The sequence below is a fragment of the Enterococcus sp. AZ196 genome, from assembly GCF_050498845.1.
In the GTDB taxonomy this organism is placed as follows: domain Bacteria; phylum Bacillota; class Bacilli; order Lactobacillales; family Enterococcaceae; genus Enterococcus_A; species Enterococcus_A murrayae.
The window spans coordinates 66,820-83,856 of record NZ_JBIPAM010000001.1 but is presented as its reverse complement, the minus strand read 5'-3'; the positions used below and the strand labels follow the sequence as shown (position 1 = coordinate 83,856).

The window sequence follows — 17,037 nt, the reverse complement described above, 5'->3', positions numbered from 1 at the left end:
AAACTAAAAAAAGGCAGAAGCTGATTTTCAGCCTCTGCAAACTACTTCTTATCGTCGTCCTGTGAAAAATGAAACAACGGCTACCACTACGACTGCACCTAAGATTGACGGTACTAATGCCATTCCTGCTAAGTGCGGCCCCCAGTGACCAAAAATTGCTTGACCTATATAGGAACCCGCTAGGCCTGCAATAATATTAAAGATGCAGCCCATCTGCTTGCCGCGACCAGAAAGACTGCCGCCGATCGCTCCAATCACAGCACCTACTATTAACGTCCAAATCATCATTATCCCTCCATTTTTTAGTGTAGCATCGTTTTTTTTATTTTTAATTCAAAAGCATCCATCACAATTGTCAAGTACTCAAAAGCAATTTAACCAAAAAGTTTCTCAGTTGTGAAACTCCTCTAAAGATTGATGTCAAAGCTTTTACGGCTATGTAAGCGGCTAATCCAATCAAAAAAAACGCTTTTTGGATACTTCCTGTGAATAACTTTTTATTGAATGAAATCAGATCGTAATTTCACGTTATTTTTCTCCCAATCGATCCTGTTTAACTGATAGGGAAAATCACCATTTAACGTATAGCTCCCGACTTCCGGTACATTGATTTTATTCATCCGGGCATTGCCTTTTGCTAAGTAACCTGTTCCCAGCTTTAACATGTCTTTTAAATTAAGATTGCTTCCTGAATACTCTCGGACTGTTCCATAATTATTAGTGATAGAAGATAATCGTGGTCGAAGCGTTTTGCGCTTTATCAATCGAATAATATCTTCCTGCCGTTCAAACACGTCGATCCGACCATCCTGATCAATCTGATAGCTGATATAGGCATCGATCTCAGCTAAAGTCAGTCGGTGCTCACCTTTTGTAAACAGCTGACCATTTTTTAAGGCGTGAAAATCTTTATAAACCGTTACGGCCATCTTCCCATCCTCTTCAAGGCCGGCTTCCTTCACACCAAGCAAACTATCTGCTTTTTTTAGAATCAAATATTTCTCAACTTTTATAGAAAAAGCAACTGAAAAATAGGCTAAGAACTTTTCAATCGGTACTTGTGTGTACAATTCACCAAGAGTCAGCTTCTGTATTTTTATTTCGGGCGAAACTCGCAACAAACTGTTTATACCACTAGTTAAATCATAAATAAAAAAACTTGAATATTCTTGGTCATCAAATACAAATAAGACTTTCACAACGATCTTCCTCTCTAAAATAAGTCTATTAGAATTCTGGAGAAAAAACATCCGCCGCAGGTCTGAAAAATGTTCATCAATTTTTATAAACAGTGATACAATAGACACGGAGAAAATAAGAAGGAAAATAGTTTAAAGGAAATCCTTAACAGAAAGGATCACATGATGAATACGATCAGCTATGTTGTTCTGGCAATGCTTGTGCGTTCGCCGTTGACCGGTTATGAATTAAAACACTTTTTGAATTTGTTTTGGGAAGCTCATCACAGCCAAATCTATCCAACCTTAAAAGAACTGCGCAGGCAGGAATTAATTGAAATCATTGATATTCCTGATGGGAAACGGAAAATTTATGATATTACTCCAGCAGGAAAAGAGTTAGTAAAGGAATGGGTTTTTACTAAAAGCCATGCTCCTTCTCAGAAAGATGAGTTCCTAGCGAAGGTGTTTACCATCTCTGCTCTGGATCGAGATACTTCAAAATTTTTAATCATGGAACGAAAACAATATTTTCAGGAACAACTCAGCGAATATTCCAAGGTCTTAGATGGTGTCACTGAATCAAGCGAAGAGGAGCGGCGAAAAAATTTTGGTCGCGAGCTGATTCTTGAACGAAAAATCCGTCTATGTAAGGAAGAGCTCGCTTGGTGTGCATGGGCAGAAGAAAAAATCGATGACTACTTCAAGGAATAATGGCAAGAAACAGATCATTTAGGGTCTGTTTCTTTTTTTGAAGAAAATATGTGTAAATTTATTTATGTAAATATTGACATAAAAATAATTTATGATTAAACTGTTGAATGGAAAGTGGTGGTTTACATGGAAAATTTAAACGGAAACTTAGTAACGGAAAAAGAAAATAGCAAAGCAGCATATGTTGTTGCCTTTGCTTGCATGATCGCCTTCATGGGGATCGGACTGGTGGATCCTATTTTAAATTCGATCGCCAAATCTTTACAGGCAACACCTGAGCAAACGACGCTATTATTTACAAGCTATATGATGGTGACGGGGATCGTCATGTTATTCACTGGTTTTGTTTCTAGCCGAATTGGTACGAAGAAAACTTTGATGGTAGGATTATTTATTATTATTTTATTTGCGCTTTTCGCTGGACTGTCAAATACGATTGACGCACTGATTTATTTCAGAGCTGGCTGGGGATTAGGAAATGCGCTCTTTATTTCAACAGCGTTATCGGCGATCGTCAGTGTGTTGATTGGTCAAACAGAGAAATCGATTATGCTTTATGAAGCCGCTATGGGATTGGGTATGTCGATTGGACCGCTCGTTGGGGGATCGCTTGGTTCTATCTCTTGGCGATTGCCATTTGCAGGCGTATCTGTTTTGATGCTGATTTCATTTTTGTCGATTTTAATTATGTTCAAGGAACCCGCAGGCAAAAAAGAAAAAATCGATTTTTTTGCTGGGATCAAGGCGTTGAAAAATCATAAATTGCGTTCCGTGGGTTTGATTGCATTACTTTATAATTTTGGTTTCTTTACTTTACTGGCCTATGCCCCCTTCTTAATGCCAAACTTTTCAGAAATGGAAATCGGCATGACCTTCTTCGGCTGGGGAATCCTATTAGCGATTTCTTCGATTTTCTTAGCAACGCGTTTTGAGAGAAGGATCGGCACTTTTTATACCCTAATGATCGGTTTTATTGGATTCATTGTTTGCTTATTGTTAATGGGAATCAATGCCGATCAGCCTGCACTCGTAGCAGCTGCTTTGATCGTCGCTGGATTTTTCCAAGGGATCATTAATACATTGATGACTACGATCGCCATGGAAATCCCTGGAATCAAACGCAGCATCGCTTCTTCAACTTACAGCTTTGTACGCTTCTTTGGTGGTTCGCTTGCTCCGTTCGTTGCTGGTTTGATCGGTGCAAAATTTGGCGGTAATTATACCTTCTATTTTGCCAGTGTGATGGTCTTTATCGGAATCGTATTAATCATTATTCATTCCAAATATTTCGAAACAGTCGAAGAGGAAGAGATTGAAGAGAACGCCTAAAAATGGATGCTTTAGATTCAATACTAAAAAACGTGTGGATCCATAAAAATTATGGGCCAACACGTTTTTTTAGTATCTTTACATAAAAGATATTCATGTTATGGTTGTTTTGAGGAGTAGTCTCGATCAATCATTTCTTTTTACGTTTAAAAATGGATGCACTTTTTATCATACGCCGCCAAACAAACAGACACTTTGATTCCTCTCGTTGTCACTACTGGTATCAAATTTTTCTATGTCGCACTTTACCTAAAATAGTCAATAAATGCTTTAGAGCTGAGTAAAATATACTAGAAATGAGGGTAATTCGATGAAAATCACGACTGTAAAAACACAGGATGCAATGTGCATACTGGCAGCAACTGCCATTCTGGAAAAAATGAACAGTAACCATCGCGTGAACTGCGCTTTTACGACTAACTCCGTTCCCAGCAGAATCTACGAATTAGTGATTGAGCACCTACGGGAATCCACGGACTGTTCGAACTTTCATGTTTATACTTCTGACGGCGGACCGCTTGAAAATTCTGATCACACAACGACATATAACGAGCTAAAAGAGAAATTCTGTGTTCCAGCAACTATCAAAGAAGAAAACATTCATGAAATAACGAAGGAAAATTACGCATCATTTGACCAACAAATCGAGGAAGCTGGGGGACTTGATTTAATAGTTTTAGGCCTCGGGAGCGATGGGCACTTTTGTGGAAACATGCCACAGTCTACAAGCTTTGACAGTTTGTCTTATGAAGTAGAAATCAAGCCTGAATATCCTTGGTATGATGTTTTTGCTGACATCTATAGTAAGTATGGTCAAGCCGTTCCCAGATCCTTCGTTACCATGGGGCCATTGAGTGTGCTAAAAGCAAAGGAGATTCTACTAATCGTTCATGGCAGTAACAAAGCGGAAGCTCTAGCAAAAATGCTGAAGGGGCCATTGACAGAAGCATGTCCAGCTTCCATTTTAAGAAGGCATTCAACTATTACCGTTCTTGCTGATGAAGAAGCTGCAAAGCTGATCAGCTAATTAAACAGACTCGCTCATTCAGCTTTTTAGCACCGTCTATCTAGAGTCTGTGTCTCAAAATAACAAACAGGACTGAGATATTGTTTCTCAGTCCTGTTCTTGTTATTAAGCTAGTTGACTTGCCGCAGCTTTGTCTAAAATCACTGTTAAATTAGGATGCAAACGCAAAACGGAGGCTGGGATATCCTCTGTGATGGGCCCCTCCAGTGCTTGCTTGATAATTGCTGCCTTCTTTTCCCCATTTGCAATCAGAACTAACTCTTTCGCAGCTAAAACCGTTTGCGGACCAAAGGTTACCATCTCTTTTCCCGGAGTATAAGGGCTTGATTCATCAATCAATTTATACAATGCATCCTCCGGCTCGATCGGCACACGATATACTCCGTAATCAAAGGAGGTGAACTCTGGCATGTTCCCGCAGAAATGACCATCGCTTCCGATTCCCATCAAAACAAGATCCAAACCTCCATCCTCAGCAATCTTTCGATCAAATGTCTGATAATTTTCTGCATTTAAAACGTCAATATTTTCTTCTTTAATCCCTAATGGCTGATGAAGCTCTTCATGTAATGCCTGCATCGTCAAACCATAATCTTGACCCTTTAAAGTAATTTCATCAAAGTTATAGAAATGCGCCAAGCTTTGATCAAACGCCACAGTCTTTAAGCGAGTACTTAAAATTTCGTAAGCACGTTTTGGAGAAGAACCCGCAGTCAAAGCTAAGTTCACTCGCCGATTTTCCGCCCATTTCATTAAAATTATATCCGCCGTTAGTTGACTCAAGGTTTCGTAATTTTCTGTCACTAATAATTTCATTTCAACACCTGCCCTTTTCATATAATGATAGCACAAAATTTGAAAGGGCTTCCTGCTAGTTTAAAAACTCAGCTTGGAACTTTTTCTTTTACTGGCATCTTCAAAATACAATTTTGCGGACAGGCCTCTACACAATCGCCGCAATTAATACATAACTCTGGATCGATCACCGCCACATTGTTTTCCATTTTGATTGCTTTTTGCGGACAGGTCTTCACACAGCGATTGCAGGTAATGCAGCCAACATCGCAAATTTTACGAACGCCACCGCCTTTGTCCTGATTCGAACATGCCACGATCGAGGTGTTTTCCGCCGGCAGCATCTTAATTAGATTTTTTGGACAAGCAGTGATACATTTCAAGCATCCAACACATTTATCGGGATCAACCTTAGCGACACCATCAACGATGTGCAGTGCGTCATACTCACAAACTGCCTCACAATCCCCAAATCCCATACAACCAAAACGACAATCCTGAGGACCGCCAAAGAGCTGATTTGCTCCATAACATGTGGTGGTTCCGGCATAATCCATTTTACTATTGGTAAACTCGCACGTCCCATTGCAACGCACGAATGCTGCGACTTGCTCTACATCGCCTACTTCAACACCTAAAATCTCTGACAGTGTTTGACGTGTGGATGCCCCGCCTGGTGTACAATTGGTTGCCCCAGCAGTTCCTTCTGCCATTGCTTTTGCATACCCGTCACAACCAGAAAAACCGCAGGCACCGCAATTGATTCCCGGCAGTGCATCTCGCAGTGCTTCTTCTTTTTCATCAACGGGTTTATGAAAGATGATCGTCGCGAGTGAAAGAATGACGCCTGCGATCAACCCCATACCGCTAACAATGCCAATGGGTATCATGATATCTGTCATTTTTCCCACCCCCTATTGGAATAATCCTTCTGCCAAGCCGGCAAATCCAAGAAACGATAATGAGACAATTGCTGCAGCAATCAAAGTGATTGGCAAGCCTTGAAGCGACTCAGGTATGTCATTTCCTTCTAAGCGCCCCCGCACACCAGCGAAGATTACCATAGCTACTAAGAAACCGATACCTGCCGCAAATGAATTGACCATCGATTGCATAAAGGTATAATTTTTTGAAAAGTTCAGGATCGTTACCCCTAATACCGCACAATTCGTAGTGATGAGCGGCAAATAAATTCCTAATGCATTGTATAAAGGTGTCATATAGCGTTTCATTACAACCTCTACCAATTGCACCAATGCAGCAATTGTTAATATAAAGACGATCGTCTGCAAATAATCCAATCCCAATGGAACCAGCAGTGAATCATAGATCGGATAAGTAACCAATGTCGCTAATACCATAACGAACGTTACGGCTAATGACATCCCGACTGCCGTATCCAATTTCTTTGATACGCCTAGAAACGGACAAATCCCTAAAAACTGAGACAAAACAAAATTATCCGTCAAGATTCCCGCGACTATAATCGTTACAAAAATCTGCATTACTGATCACCTGCCTTTTCATCACAAACTGTCGTACAGGCCTCAGCGATTGGACAAGCGGTACAATCGATTTCTTTAGTCTTGCGGTCGCTTAATTTATTAGCCAGCATGACTAGCATTCCAAAGACGAAGAACCCTCCTGGCGGCAACAGCATGATCGTCATCGGAGGAACAACACCAGATGTTATTGGAAAACCAAACAAGGTCCCGCTTCCAAATAACTCACGAATCCCCCCCATGCAAAGCAGCGCCATGGTGAAACCGACACCCATACCTAGACCATCCAAAGCAGAATGGAGAACTGTATGATCCTTAGCATAGGCCTCTGCGCGTCCAAGAATAATACAATTCACTACGATCAAGGGCAAGTAAATCCCTAATGTTGAATCTAATGCTGGAGCCAACGCTTTGACGACTAATTGAACCACCGTCACAAAGCCAGCTATGATGGTGATAAAGGCCGGAATTCTGACACGATCAGGAATCACTTTGCGCAAAAGCGAGATCACGACATTGGAACCTAAAAGAACGACTGTCGCTGCGATTCCCATTCCTATACCGTTAATTGCCGAGGTAGTAACCGCCAAAGTGGGACAGGTCCCTAACATGAGACGCAGGACGGGATTTTCTTTGATCAAGCCTTTACTAAAAATTGCAGATACTTTCTCTTTTTCCATCGCTTTCCCCTCCTATTTCTCTGTTTTGGCGACTTGCTCAAAAAGTGCAAGCGCTTCTTTGACTGATGCAGCTACGGCTTTGGAAGATTTTGTCGCTCCCGTTACCGCTTCAACTTGATTTTTACTCGAAGGCTTACTCTTGACGATTTCCAGTGACTCGTTGAGCCCAGAAAACTGATCCACAAATTCTTTTTTCGTGACATTTTGCCCAAGTCCCGGCGTTTCATTCGAAGCATCTAGAACATTCACACCGACGACTTTTCCATCCTTGACTGCACTCATAACACTCACATCGCTGCCGTAACCATAGGTTTTGGTTACAAACAGATACCCGAGTGTTTTGCCGGTCGTATCCAATGCTTGGTAGCCTTGATTTTCTCCCGCCATTTTGATTTCTTGAAAATCATCCGCCTTGATCAGCTGGCTCATCACGCTTTGAGTCTGCTTCCACTCTTGTTTTGCGATACGATCCTTGAACACCGCGCGTGTCCCTGCTACCGCGAAAGTAATCACCAAACAAATGATAAACAAGCAAAGTGCATCTGTAAAAATTACTTTGGAGCTTGAACGTTTCATTCTACCTTCGCCCCCTCACCAAAGACTTTCGGGATCGTCAAATTCTCAATATGCGGAACAAGAATATTCATCAGCAAAATGGCATATGAGACACCTTCTGGCAGTGCGGCAAAAAAGCGAATCAAAACGGTGACGATTCCGCAGCCGATACCAAAGATGATCTTACCCTTTTTCGTAATCGGTGACGTCGTGTAATCCGTCGCCATGAAAATAGCTCCTAACAATAAGCCGCCAGACATCATTTGATATAAGGGATTTCCGCCTAGCAGGGTAGAAAAAATGACTACCGTCCCGATAAAACAAAGCGGAATGATCGGTGAGATTACTTTTCTGACAACCAAGTAGGCACCGCCGATCAGTAAAGCCAGAGCACACGTCTCACCTAAGCTGCCTGCCCTGATTCCTAAAAACATATCTAATAGTGAAGGGATTTTCTGTCCCGTTTGAGAGGCTGAAAAATAGGTTGCCGATGAAATAACATCGGGGCGAAACATGTAATAATTTAGCGGCGGCTGCCAGGTGGTCATCTGAGAAGCAAATGACATCATCAAAATAATGCGGGCAGTAATAGCCGGGTTAACAAAGTTTTGACCGACACCGCCAAAAAATTCCTTTACGATAACAATCGCGATCACACCGCCTAAAATAGCCATCCAAAAAGGCAGCGTAACTGGCAGATTCAAGGCCAGCAGCAGACCTGTGACGACTGCCGTCAAATTATGGATCGTATCTGGCCGTTTTAAAACTTTTCTCGTTACATACTCGCTGATCACACAGGCAGCGACAGTTACTAAAATCAAGATAAGAGCACGAAAACCAAATATAACAGTCGAAGCGATAACTGCTGGAATCAAGGCAATGATCACATCCAGCATAATACCGCGGCTGCTATGGCCGCTGTGTAGATGGGGCGAAATGGAAACAGGTAATTTGTTCATTGAGCAGCCTCCCTTTCTAGCTGTTTTGCGCGTTTCATAGATTGAACCAGTCGGCGGCCAGCAGGACACACAAACGCACAGCAGCCGCACTCCATACACGCGGATACATTCAATTTTTTTAATCCTGCTGTATCGTTATTACGAGTACAGCGTTCGATCTGTACGGGTAATAATGACATCGGACAGGCTTCTACACAACGTCCGCAGCGAATGCAAGGCGACTCTTCCGGCAGGCTTTGAGCTTTAGATAAAATCGTAATCGCATTCGTTTGCTTAGTAATCGGCAGCTCCGTTGAAAATTGCGCGATTCCCATCATAGGTCCGCCTAAAATTATCTTGCTAGGCTCATCAATCAAGCCGCCACAAAATTTTATGACCTCTCCAATCGGTGTTCCGACAGGTACTACCACATTTTTCGGCTGTGCAATATTTCCATCTACCGTTATTCTTTTATGCGTCAGCGGCATGCCGATCTCAATGTAACGCTGTAAAAGAGAAATCGTTGAGATATTCGTAATCAGGCATCCCACCTCAGATGGCAGTTTGCCTGGTGGAATTTTTCGGCCTGTCGTCGCATAAACAAGCATTTTTTCTGCTCCTTGCGGATACAATGATGGAATCTCCATCACATCAATTCGCGGATCAAGATCAGCCAATTCATTCAAATGCTCCCGTAATCTTTTTAATCCTTTAGGCTTGTTGCTTTCGATCCCAACGACCCCATGAGCAATATTCAAATGCTTCATTACCACCTGCATCCCCGCAATAATACGCTCTGGATATTCCAAGCTCTCACGATAATCGGAGGTAATAAAGGGCTCACATTCAGCCCCATTGATGACTAATGTATCGATGGGGGTCTCCTCTTTGACATTCAGCTTCACATGTAAAGGAAAACCTGCTCCGCCGATCCCTACGATGCCGCTATCTCTTGCGGCCTTTAAAAGGGCTTCTTTTGAATGGATCTCCACCGGCCTTGGTTCAGGAAATTCTACCGGCAATCCGTCGCTCGCGATATGAACCGCATCACACATTTGACCATTGGCCATCAAAACTGGTTTGATTCCTTTTACCTTGCCAGAAACGGATGCATGGATCGGTGCCGAGACAAAAGCCTCCGAATCGCCGATTATTTGTCCAACCGTAACGATGTCTCCCTTCTTGACAGTCGGCGTACAGACTCCGCCAATATGCTGCTGCATTGGAATCGTCACGATTTTAGGCGGCTCCATAAAAACGCTTTCATATTCTGCCGTGTTTTTATTATGGGGGACTTTGACACCTCCTTTAAATTTTGCGATTGCTTTTGTTATTGTACTCATAGACGAACCTCCTCTGTGATCCAGCAAAATCATTCGGTTTTATTCTCACTTTGCGACCCTCTTTTTCAATTAACAAATGAAAAAGTAGGATAAAAAATGGATCTAGACATTCGCTGCCCAACTCGTTCAACAGAATTATTTTCACAAAATGATTCACAAACTTCACTTATGATTTCCTCAGTGTACTTCTATGTTTATGATAGCACAGTGAAAAACAAATGTAATTAGTTTTCACAAAGTCACAAAAAAAAGTGCCTGACCGGCACTTTCCAAAAAAATCAGAACTTAAGGTGTATTAGAGATCGTCCACTGCAAGGTCGTTTGATAGCTGCCTGTTTGTCTTGGTGTATTTTTCGGTACAAAGAGCTGGAATTGATTCAAGGGCAGCTCAACATAACCCGCAGCTGTCGTATTACTAAGAGACATTAATGTGACCTGATTGCTTGGACTCATCTGGATGGTCTGATTATCAACGGCGAAGTAATTTTGAAAATTTGTATTTAAAGCACCTAAAGCAATATCAAGACGAGCATTGGACAAGCTCTTCTGGCCACTCGTCCAGTTGTTCGCTTGAGCAACCTTCAATTGCCATGCTTTTGCTGTGGTACGAGTGTCGTCGATTCGGATCGTTCCAGTTTGAAGCGGGTTCGCACTATTGCCGCCGATATAGGCTTTCCATGTTTCATCTATTTTAGTTTGAACTTGATGGGTCCCAAAATTCAAATTAGTCGGCAGCAATTCACTTTTCATCGCCAGCTCTCCAGCACCAAAATAAATAGTCGTGTTGCCGCCAAAGTTACTTAATAATTGAATCGTCAGATCATCTGTTTGAACGATCCCGCCGCGAATCGCTGCCGCATAATTCTGTGTCAGCCCGGTGGGACTGGTAACAAAAGTCGGCATAGAAACATTCGTTGATCCTAGAATCGAAGCTGAAACAAGGTTCGTACTGATCGTTGAATTCGGATTTCCCAAAGCAGTGATTAATCCGTTAACACTGGATAATACCTGTGTAAGAATCACACCAATCAAACCGAGAGGAAGTGTATTAAGCACATTATTCAGATCCGTCAGGCGGTTAGACAAGGTACTAGTCAAAATTGGCAGCAGCCCTTGGCTGATATTCACGCCCAGCAGAGTGGCGGATAATTGCTCGGTCGCTACCGACAGATTCTGATTGCCATAATTTTCATTTTTCAAATTGCTGATCGCTTGGTTGAGACTATTCAAGGGTGCCTGCAATGAAGGGTTCAACGGCAGCAGTGTATTAATAGTAGAAACTAGGGTAGTTAATAAAGTCAACAGGCCTCCAATCGGCAAGTCTGCTAATGGTATCGTCACAGAGGTGGTCACTGTGGAGCTGCCATTGGGTGTGACCTTTCCTGAAAGCTGTGACGGAACTGAGATCAAGGCATATTTTTTTCCTGTTTTGATCAATCCGACCCCAGTCGTAGTTCCATTGATAGTAAAGTTTACTGGTTTTTGGCTGACATTTAGATAAGGTGATGCCGCGGTAGTTCCACTGTTATTGTTCACCTGAGTAGCAGCAAATAAGTCAACGGAAACTGCACTTACGATCATGTTGGAACTTGTTAAAAATAGAAACAAGGCGGATCCGATGATCCAAATCTTTTGAAATAAACGTGCTCGTTTTCTTTTCATAGTTCTTCCCCCTCTATCTTCCAATCTACTTGCCCGTCAAAATTTTCCTTTGCGAGAAAATAATCGATTACTTGCCGCTCTTTATAAAAAAATGGTTCCTTCTTCGTAAAATTTCCTGGCGTTTCGGCGTAAAAGTACCGTTTATTCCTTTGCTTTCTCCCTTCATTAAACACAGCGTTTTAAAATGTGAAAAATATTTTGCTTAACTGTGAAGAAACGATGAGCACTTTGGTAACGTTTTTTTTGATACTGATTATATAATCCCTCCATAGATTCAAACTCTTTTCTGCGCAGAAAGGAACCGCTTATTTTTTCACTAAGGACTGAGAAAGGGGGAGACAATTGAAGAATCAGATAATAGTTATCTTGAGTTTTCTGTCGCTCTTCGTTGTTCTTTCTTCACAGGCCGAAGCCGCCGTTACGAATGGCGAGGTTCAGTACTATTACGAAAGCAGTACCGCAACAAGCAGCAGCTCCACTTCAGAAACACAAGAAAGCAGCACTACCAGTGATTCTCTTACTTCCAGCACCATGAAGGAAGTAACGTCTCACAAAAACACCCCCGCTTCGATGAACAATCGAGACGACAGCTCACGCTCAGGCATCACACGATTTCTGCAAACAAATGATCAACGAAACACTTTTTTAGTTGTCATTGGACTTTTGATTCTCGCAATTGCTTTTTTAGGATGGCGGATCAGCAAAAATAGGAGGAAAAACGAATGAAAAAACAAGCTGCTTTACTCATAGCCGGACTTTTTGCCGGCAGCCTATTTGCCTTTTCAACTGGTGCTCACGCTGTAGATACTACTGGTACTGTCGATTATACCGATGGCGGTATTACCTTTGACCCTCAAGTCCCTGGAAATGCAAGTGCTTCACTGCCTAAAAATTTAAATTTCGGTTCACATGCGATTCAAACAACCGCAGATGAAACCTGGACAGCAACTTCTGATGGCGTACAAACTTCTCCTGTTACCACCGGTCAAATCGCAGTTAGTGATAACCGCGGCGGTACCGGCACAGGCTGGTCAGTCAAAGTAAACGAACCTACCCAGTTCACTGCTAATTCGACGCCATTAACAGGGGCTGAATTGAGCTTCACAGTAGGCACTTTGACGAACAATGTAAACGCTGCTCCAACTGGTACACGTATCGCAAATGGCGCTAAGACAGCTTTACTTGTTAATCAAACAGTCTCCGTTCTAACGGCGCAAACCAATGAAGGAGCTGGTGAAACAGCTTTGCCGATCACTAAATTCGAATTGAATGTGCCGAAAAACACTGCTAAGCAGCAAGCACAATATCAAACAACTTTAGTCTGGACCTTCTCAGCAACACCTAGCTAAAAAACTAGGATGGAACCCCGTCACCAGCCTCGCTTACTGTGAAAGCGGCTATAGGCTGTTCGACTATGATTCCGTCCTTTGACTTATATAAAAGGGGAACAAGAAAATTGAGAGAGACTCTTCCATTACGCGGAAAATACAATTGAAGTAAAGGAGCTAGAAAATGCGGAAGAAACAATTGAAATCATTTATACGAGGGACGCTCCTCATTTTAGCTTTTTCATTTTTACCAATTGTTGCTCATGGAGAGTCGTTGGATACCTTCGATGCAGTGATCCACCCATCGGAGCACCAAATTGATAAAAAACAGCTTTATTATGATTTGCAATACCAGCCAAATGAAGCCGAACGTTTGACGGTCACTCTGACCAATCGAACAGATCAGCCAATCAAGCTGAAGGCCTCATTCAATCGCGCTGTCACCAACAGCTTGGGTGTCGTGGAATACTCGGGAATGAATAAAGATGAGAGTAATTTCGGACCTAGTATTACCGATTTCGTCAAACTAAGCAGTCAGGAAATAGCCTTGGCAGCTAATGAATCAAAGGATATCTATCTAGACGTCAAAATGCCGGACAAAGAATTTGAGGGAGTTTTAGCCGGCGGTCTATATTTAGAACAGCTATCCACCGGAAAAGTCGATGGTAATATCAGAAATGTGTTTTCACGAGAGATCGCCGTCTTGCTGCAAAATAAGACGGACGAAGTAAAACCCGTTTTGAAAATTACCAAAGCTAAATCTACTCAAGCCAACAGCCGCAATGCGATAGCCGTGACTGTTGATAATGAAAAAGCTGTCTATGTTAAAGACGTTACACTCACTTATGAAGTGAAAAAAAACGGTAAAAGCATTGTAAAAGATAAAAAAGAACAATTAACCTTGGCACCAAGCTCACGAATGAACTACTTGATTCAAATGAACAACACAGAATTTTCGCCAGGACGATATTCAGTCAACATGACCATTCGTTCTGGCGATCAGAAATGGACCGGCAATCCAACTTTCACTATTGATCAAGAAAAAGCTGAGGATTACAACAAAAAGGATGTCACGATCAAAAAGAAAGCCATAAATCCTTGGATCTGGATCGGACTTGCAGTGATCCTCCTTCTACTAGCTGCCGTGATCTTCATGTATAACAGAAACAGGAACTTGAAGAAAAAGCTAGATGGAAAATAAGAAACTAAGCCAGTGCTTCTTGAACGAAGCGCTGGCTTTTTTGAGTTCATTTCAAAGAATGGATGCGCTGGAAATGCTTCTTTTCAAACTTGACCGGTAGACAAAAACAAACTACTATATATTAGAGTAGTATAAAAACGACCACTGATTAATATAGTATATAAAAATACGCTAGAAAGAAGGTTTTTACAATGCGGACGATTGATTTAATTGTTCTGGGAATCTTAAAAAAAGAGGCACTGAGCGCCTATGATATTCAAAAATTGATCGACTATCGAAACATCACTCAATGGGTAAAGGTAAGCACTCCGACAATCTATAAAAAGATGCTGCAATTAGAAAAGCAAGGTTATGTCAAAAGCACCTTGAAAAAAAATGGCAAGATGCCGGAAAAAGCCGTCTACTCGTTAACCAAAAAAGGACAAATGGAATTCGAGAAATTAATGCTGGGAATCGCTGCCCGTCCGATCAATATCTTTTTAGATTTTAATGCTGTCATATTGAATCTAGACAGTTTAGCACCCGCTGATCAAAAAGCCTGTGTCAGTATTATCGAAGCCAATACTGCAAAAATGAAAAAAAAGCTGAAGGACAGCATGGCAGATGAGTCAAAAGCAACTGCTCTACCTGAAACTGGAAAAGCAATCATGCATCAGCAGCTTCTTCTAATCGAAGCCATTGAGAAATGGATCGAAAGTGTAAAAACAGTCTTTTAAAAGCATATTGAAAAGGAGGATTCCATGCTTAACCAAAACAGCATCTATCAATGTCCTTTGCCAAAGATCAATCAAAACAACATCGTCATCGCTCCCCACCACTTATTACGTCCCTATATTGCCAACTACACATTCACAAATCCCAGTAACATGTCTGTTCAGCAAACCATACTGCCTACTATCAGCACGTCACTCATTTGTACATTTCAGAACGGCCAATTTACCGCCGGACTACGAGGAGTCAACACTCGACCAGTCGAAATAGCTGATTACGCGCGTCAATTTGATTTCATGTTTCTCATTGAATTTCATGCTGCTGGACTCTATCCGTTCATCCAAATTGACCAGAAGCTTTTAACAAATGAGGGCTTTCTTTTTGAAGATTTGGATCCGCTCCTCTACCAGCAAATCGCTGAAGCTTACTACACCGCAAACGACATCCTTGCATTGACCGATAAGCTTGATGCGATCTTTTTGGCACGAATCCATACGGTTAAGATCAATCCTAATTTCTTGATCGCCTTTAATAGGCTCCTTGGATGTAATGGCGCTATTCGTGTGAAGGATCTGGCAAACGAGACTTATTATAGTGAAAAACATCTGAACCGCTTATTCCTGAAATACAGTGGTGCGAAGATAAAGACCTGCTCACGTATCATTCGTCTGAAAAAGGCGACTGATTTATTGAGTGCTTCTACCCCTGCCTCCCTTCTATTTGAACAAACCGGTCATCATGATTATGCTCATTTTATTCGTGACTTTACTGACATCTATGACATCACTCCAAAAGAATATCTAGAAAAAATGTCGATTTTTTACAATGACCCCTATAAATTGTGAAGGTATACTCTCAAGTATAGAAATGAAATCAGAAAAAGGGGAGCGATCCTATGTTAATGCCTTATGTACGATTCAATGGCACCTGTAAAGATGCATTTTTGCGGTATGCGGAAATTTTTAATGGAGAAATACAACACCTATCAATGTATGGCGATATTCCTGAAAATACTGAGATGCCTATAAGTGAGGAGCTGAAATCAAAAGTCATGCATGGACAATTACTCCTGCCTAAACTAGGTGGAATCAGTGGTGCTGATTCTATATCAACGGTTGAAAAAGGTGGGAATGTGTCAATTCAAGCTCATTTACCAAATGAAGAGACTGCACAAAAAATCTTTTCAAAACTAGCTGAAGCGGGAGTAGTTATTGGTCCATTAGGAACCAATCCCCCGCCCGACGATAATAGTGTCAGCGGCTGTGTGGAGGATATGTATGGAGTTACTTGGATTATTTCAGCAACAAAAATTGTTTCGTATTATTAAGTCAGGACCAATAACAAATTCTGTTGTTGGTTCTTTTATAACCACCTCATTGACCTATCAGGTAAACATTGTTACACTCTAATTGACCTAACAGGTAAAGGAGTGAACCCGTTGACTAAAATTAATTTAGAAGAGCCAAAGATTCAAGGAATAATTAATGCGGCTTTAAGGGAATTCTCTCAAAGAGGATATGACGAAGCGTCTACTAATCGGATCGCAAAAGCAGCTGGTATGTCGAAGGCCTTGATGTTCCACTATGTAAAAAGCAAAAAGGAACTGCTTTTGCTTCTGTTGGATTATTGCGGAAGAACTATTGAAGATGACTATTTAAATAAGATAGATTTAGAGGAAAAAGATATTTTCAAACGGTTGTTGCAATCCTATTCCTTGCAGATTGAACTAATGAAAAAAAATCCTTGGATATTTGACTTTACTGATTTGAGAATCGAAACAAAATCCACAACAATTAATCAAAAACTAGCTGAGATAGCGACACAAAAACAATTACCTTGTGCAGAGGAATTATTTAAAAATATTGATGAGTCAAAATTCCGTAAAGATCTCAATATTGATCGCTGTAAACAATTGATTCTTTGGGGGAATAGTGGTTTTACAACTGAAATTCTTGCAGAACTGAAAAATACTGAGTACAAAAATATCGACTACCAGGCGATCAGCGTTAAGTTGGCAGAGTATCTTGAAGACCTAAGAAGGGTTTTCTACGAGGAATAATTGTAGGAGGTTGCA

At 41.4% G+C, this 17,037-nt stretch carries 20 protein-coding genes; 10 read left to right on the top strand and 10 right to left on the bottom strand.

From position 1 onward, the window contains the following. Positions 1–48 precede the first annotated feature (48 nt). Complete coding sequence (locus tag IGI67_RS00425; RefSeq protein WP_242550331.1) at positions 49–285, bottom strand: GlsB/YeaQ/YmgE family stress response membrane protein; 237 nt, start codon at positions 283–285, stop codon at positions 49–51. Positions 286–497: 212 nt separating this feature from the next. Then, the gene (locus tag IGI67_RS00420; protein WP_429956416.1) at positions 498–1,199 is read right to left on the bottom strand and encodes a hypothetical protein; all 702 of its coding nucleotides are present in this window, start codon (positions 1,197–1,199) and stop codon (positions 498–500) included. A 165-nt stretch (positions 1,200–1,364) separates the two neighbouring features. On the opposite strand from IGI67_RS00420, the gene IGI67_RS00415 reads away from it, so the two are divergent. From IGI67_RS00415 to IGI67_RS00405, 3 genes are all read left to right on the top strand, one after another. Then, positions 1,365–1,892 (top strand): PadR family transcriptional regulator, encoded by a 528-nt coding sequence (locus IGI67_RS00415; protein WP_207108605.1) that lies wholly within the window; start codon positions 1,365–1,367, stop codon positions 1,890–1,892. A gap of 126 nt (positions 1,893–2,018) precedes the next feature. Continuing rightward, entirely contained in the window at positions 2,019–3,221 is a 1,203-nt protein-coding gene (locus IGI67_RS00410) for an MFS transporter (RefSeq protein ID WP_429956415.1), read from the top strand. Between the two features lie 310 nt (positions 3,222–3,531). Then, positions 3,532–4,248 carry a 6-phosphogluconolactonase gene (locus IGI67_RS00405; RefSeq protein WP_429956414.1) on the top strand — a complete coding sequence of 239 codons (717 nt, stop codon included), beginning with the start codon at positions 3,532–3,534 and terminating at the stop codon, positions 4,246–4,248. Positions 4,249–4,353: 105 nt separating this feature from the next. Here the strand turns inward: IGI67_RS00405 and IGI67_RS00400 are convergent, their stop codons facing one another. The 8 genes from IGI67_RS00400 to IGI67_RS00365 form a co-directional block, all read right to left on the bottom strand. After that, a complete protein-coding gene (locus IGI67_RS00400) occupies positions 4,354–5,064 on the bottom strand; it encodes a glucosamine-6-phosphate deaminase (RefSeq protein WP_429956413.1) in 711 nt (236 codons plus the stop codon). A gap of 68 nt (positions 5,065–5,132) precedes the next feature. After that, positions 5,133–5,945: an RnfABCDGE type electron transport complex subunit B gene (locus tag IGI67_RS00395; RefSeq protein ID WP_429956412.1), complete on the bottom strand. Its 813-nt coding sequence runs from the start codon at positions 5,943–5,945 to the stop codon at positions 5,133–5,135. Positions 5,946–5,957: 12 nt separating this feature from the next. Further along, positions 5,958–6,548: an electron transport complex protein RnfA gene (locus IGI67_RS00390; RefSeq protein WP_207108540.1), complete on the bottom strand. Its 591-nt coding sequence runs from the start codon at positions 6,546–6,548 to the stop codon at positions 5,958–5,960. Further along, the gene (gene rsxE / locus IGI67_RS00385; protein ID WP_207108539.1) at positions 6,548–7,225 is read right to left on the bottom strand and encodes an electron transport complex subunit RsxE; all 678 of its coding nucleotides are present in this window, start codon (positions 7,223–7,225) and stop codon (positions 6,548–6,550) included. Before rsxE ends, IGI67_RS00390 begins: the two co-directional genes overlap by 1 nt. A gap of 12 nt (positions 7,226–7,237) precedes the next feature. Continuing rightward, the gene (locus IGI67_RS00380) at positions 7,238–7,801 is read right to left on the bottom strand and encodes an FMN-binding protein (RefSeq protein WP_429956411.1); all 564 of its coding nucleotides are present in this window, start codon (positions 7,799–7,801) and stop codon (positions 7,238–7,240) included. After that, positions 7,798–8,739 carry an RnfABCDGE type electron transport complex subunit D gene (locus IGI67_RS00375; protein WP_429956410.1) on the bottom strand — a complete coding sequence of 314 codons (942 nt, stop codon included), beginning with the start codon at positions 8,737–8,739 and terminating at the stop codon, positions 7,798–7,800. The genes IGI67_RS00380 and IGI67_RS00375 overlap by 4 nt, the downstream gene beginning before the upstream one ends. After that, the gene (gene rsxC / locus IGI67_RS00370; RefSeq protein ID WP_207108536.1) at positions 8,736–10,061 is read right to left on the bottom strand and encodes an electron transport complex subunit RsxC; all 1,326 of its coding nucleotides are present in this window, start codon (positions 10,059–10,061) and stop codon (positions 8,736–8,738) included. Before rsxC ends, IGI67_RS00375 begins: the two co-directional genes overlap by 4 nt. Positions 10,062–10,346: 285 nt before the next feature. Further along, positions 10,347–11,723: an adhesive domain-containing protein gene (locus IGI67_RS00365; protein ID WP_429956409.1), complete on the bottom strand. Its 1,377-nt coding sequence runs from the start codon at positions 11,721–11,723 to the stop codon at positions 10,347–10,349. A 342-nt stretch (positions 11,724–12,065) separates the two neighbouring features. On the opposite strand from IGI67_RS00365, the gene IGI67_RS00360 reads away from it, so the two are divergent. The 7 genes from IGI67_RS00360 (at position 12,066) to IGI67_RS00330 (ending at position 17,022) form a co-directional block, all read left to right on the top strand. After that, positions 12,066–12,449: an LPXTG cell wall anchor domain-containing protein gene (locus tag IGI67_RS00360; protein ID WP_429956408.1), complete on the top strand. Its 384-nt coding sequence runs from the start codon at positions 12,066–12,068 to the stop codon at positions 12,447–12,449. Further along, entirely contained in the window at positions 12,446–13,072 is a 627-nt protein-coding gene (locus IGI67_RS00355; protein ID WP_207108533.1) for a WxL domain-containing protein, read from the top strand. Before IGI67_RS00360 ends, IGI67_RS00355 begins: the two co-directional genes overlap by 4 nt. 163 nt (positions 13,073–13,235) lie before the next feature. After that, positions 13,236–14,252, top strand: coding sequence for a DUF916 and DUF3324 domain-containing protein (locus IGI67_RS00350; protein ID WP_429956407.1), 1,017 nt, complete (start codon positions 13,236–13,238; stop codon positions 14,250–14,252). Positions 14,253–14,443: 191 nt separating this feature from the next. After that, complete coding sequence (locus IGI67_RS00345) at positions 14,444–14,968, top strand: PadR family transcriptional regulator (RefSeq protein ID WP_429956406.1); 525 nt, start codon at positions 14,444–14,446, stop codon at positions 14,966–14,968. 24 nt (positions 14,969–14,992) lie between these two features. After that, positions 14,993–15,808 (top strand): helix-turn-helix domain-containing protein, encoded by an 816-nt coding sequence (locus IGI67_RS00340; protein WP_429956405.1) that lies wholly within the window; start codon positions 14,993–14,995, stop codon positions 15,806–15,808. A gap of 50 nt (positions 15,809–15,858) precedes the next feature. Beyond that, entirely contained in the window at positions 15,859–16,290 is a 432-nt protein-coding gene (locus tag IGI67_RS00335) for a VOC family protein (RefSeq protein ID WP_429956404.1), read from the top strand. 111 nt (positions 16,291–16,401) lie between these two features. After that, on the top strand, positions 16,402–17,022 hold the full coding sequence (locus IGI67_RS00330; protein WP_429956403.1) for a helix-turn-helix domain-containing protein: 621 nt from the start codon (positions 16,402–16,404) through the stop codon (positions 17,020–17,022). Positions 17,023–17,037: the final 15 nt, after the last annotated feature.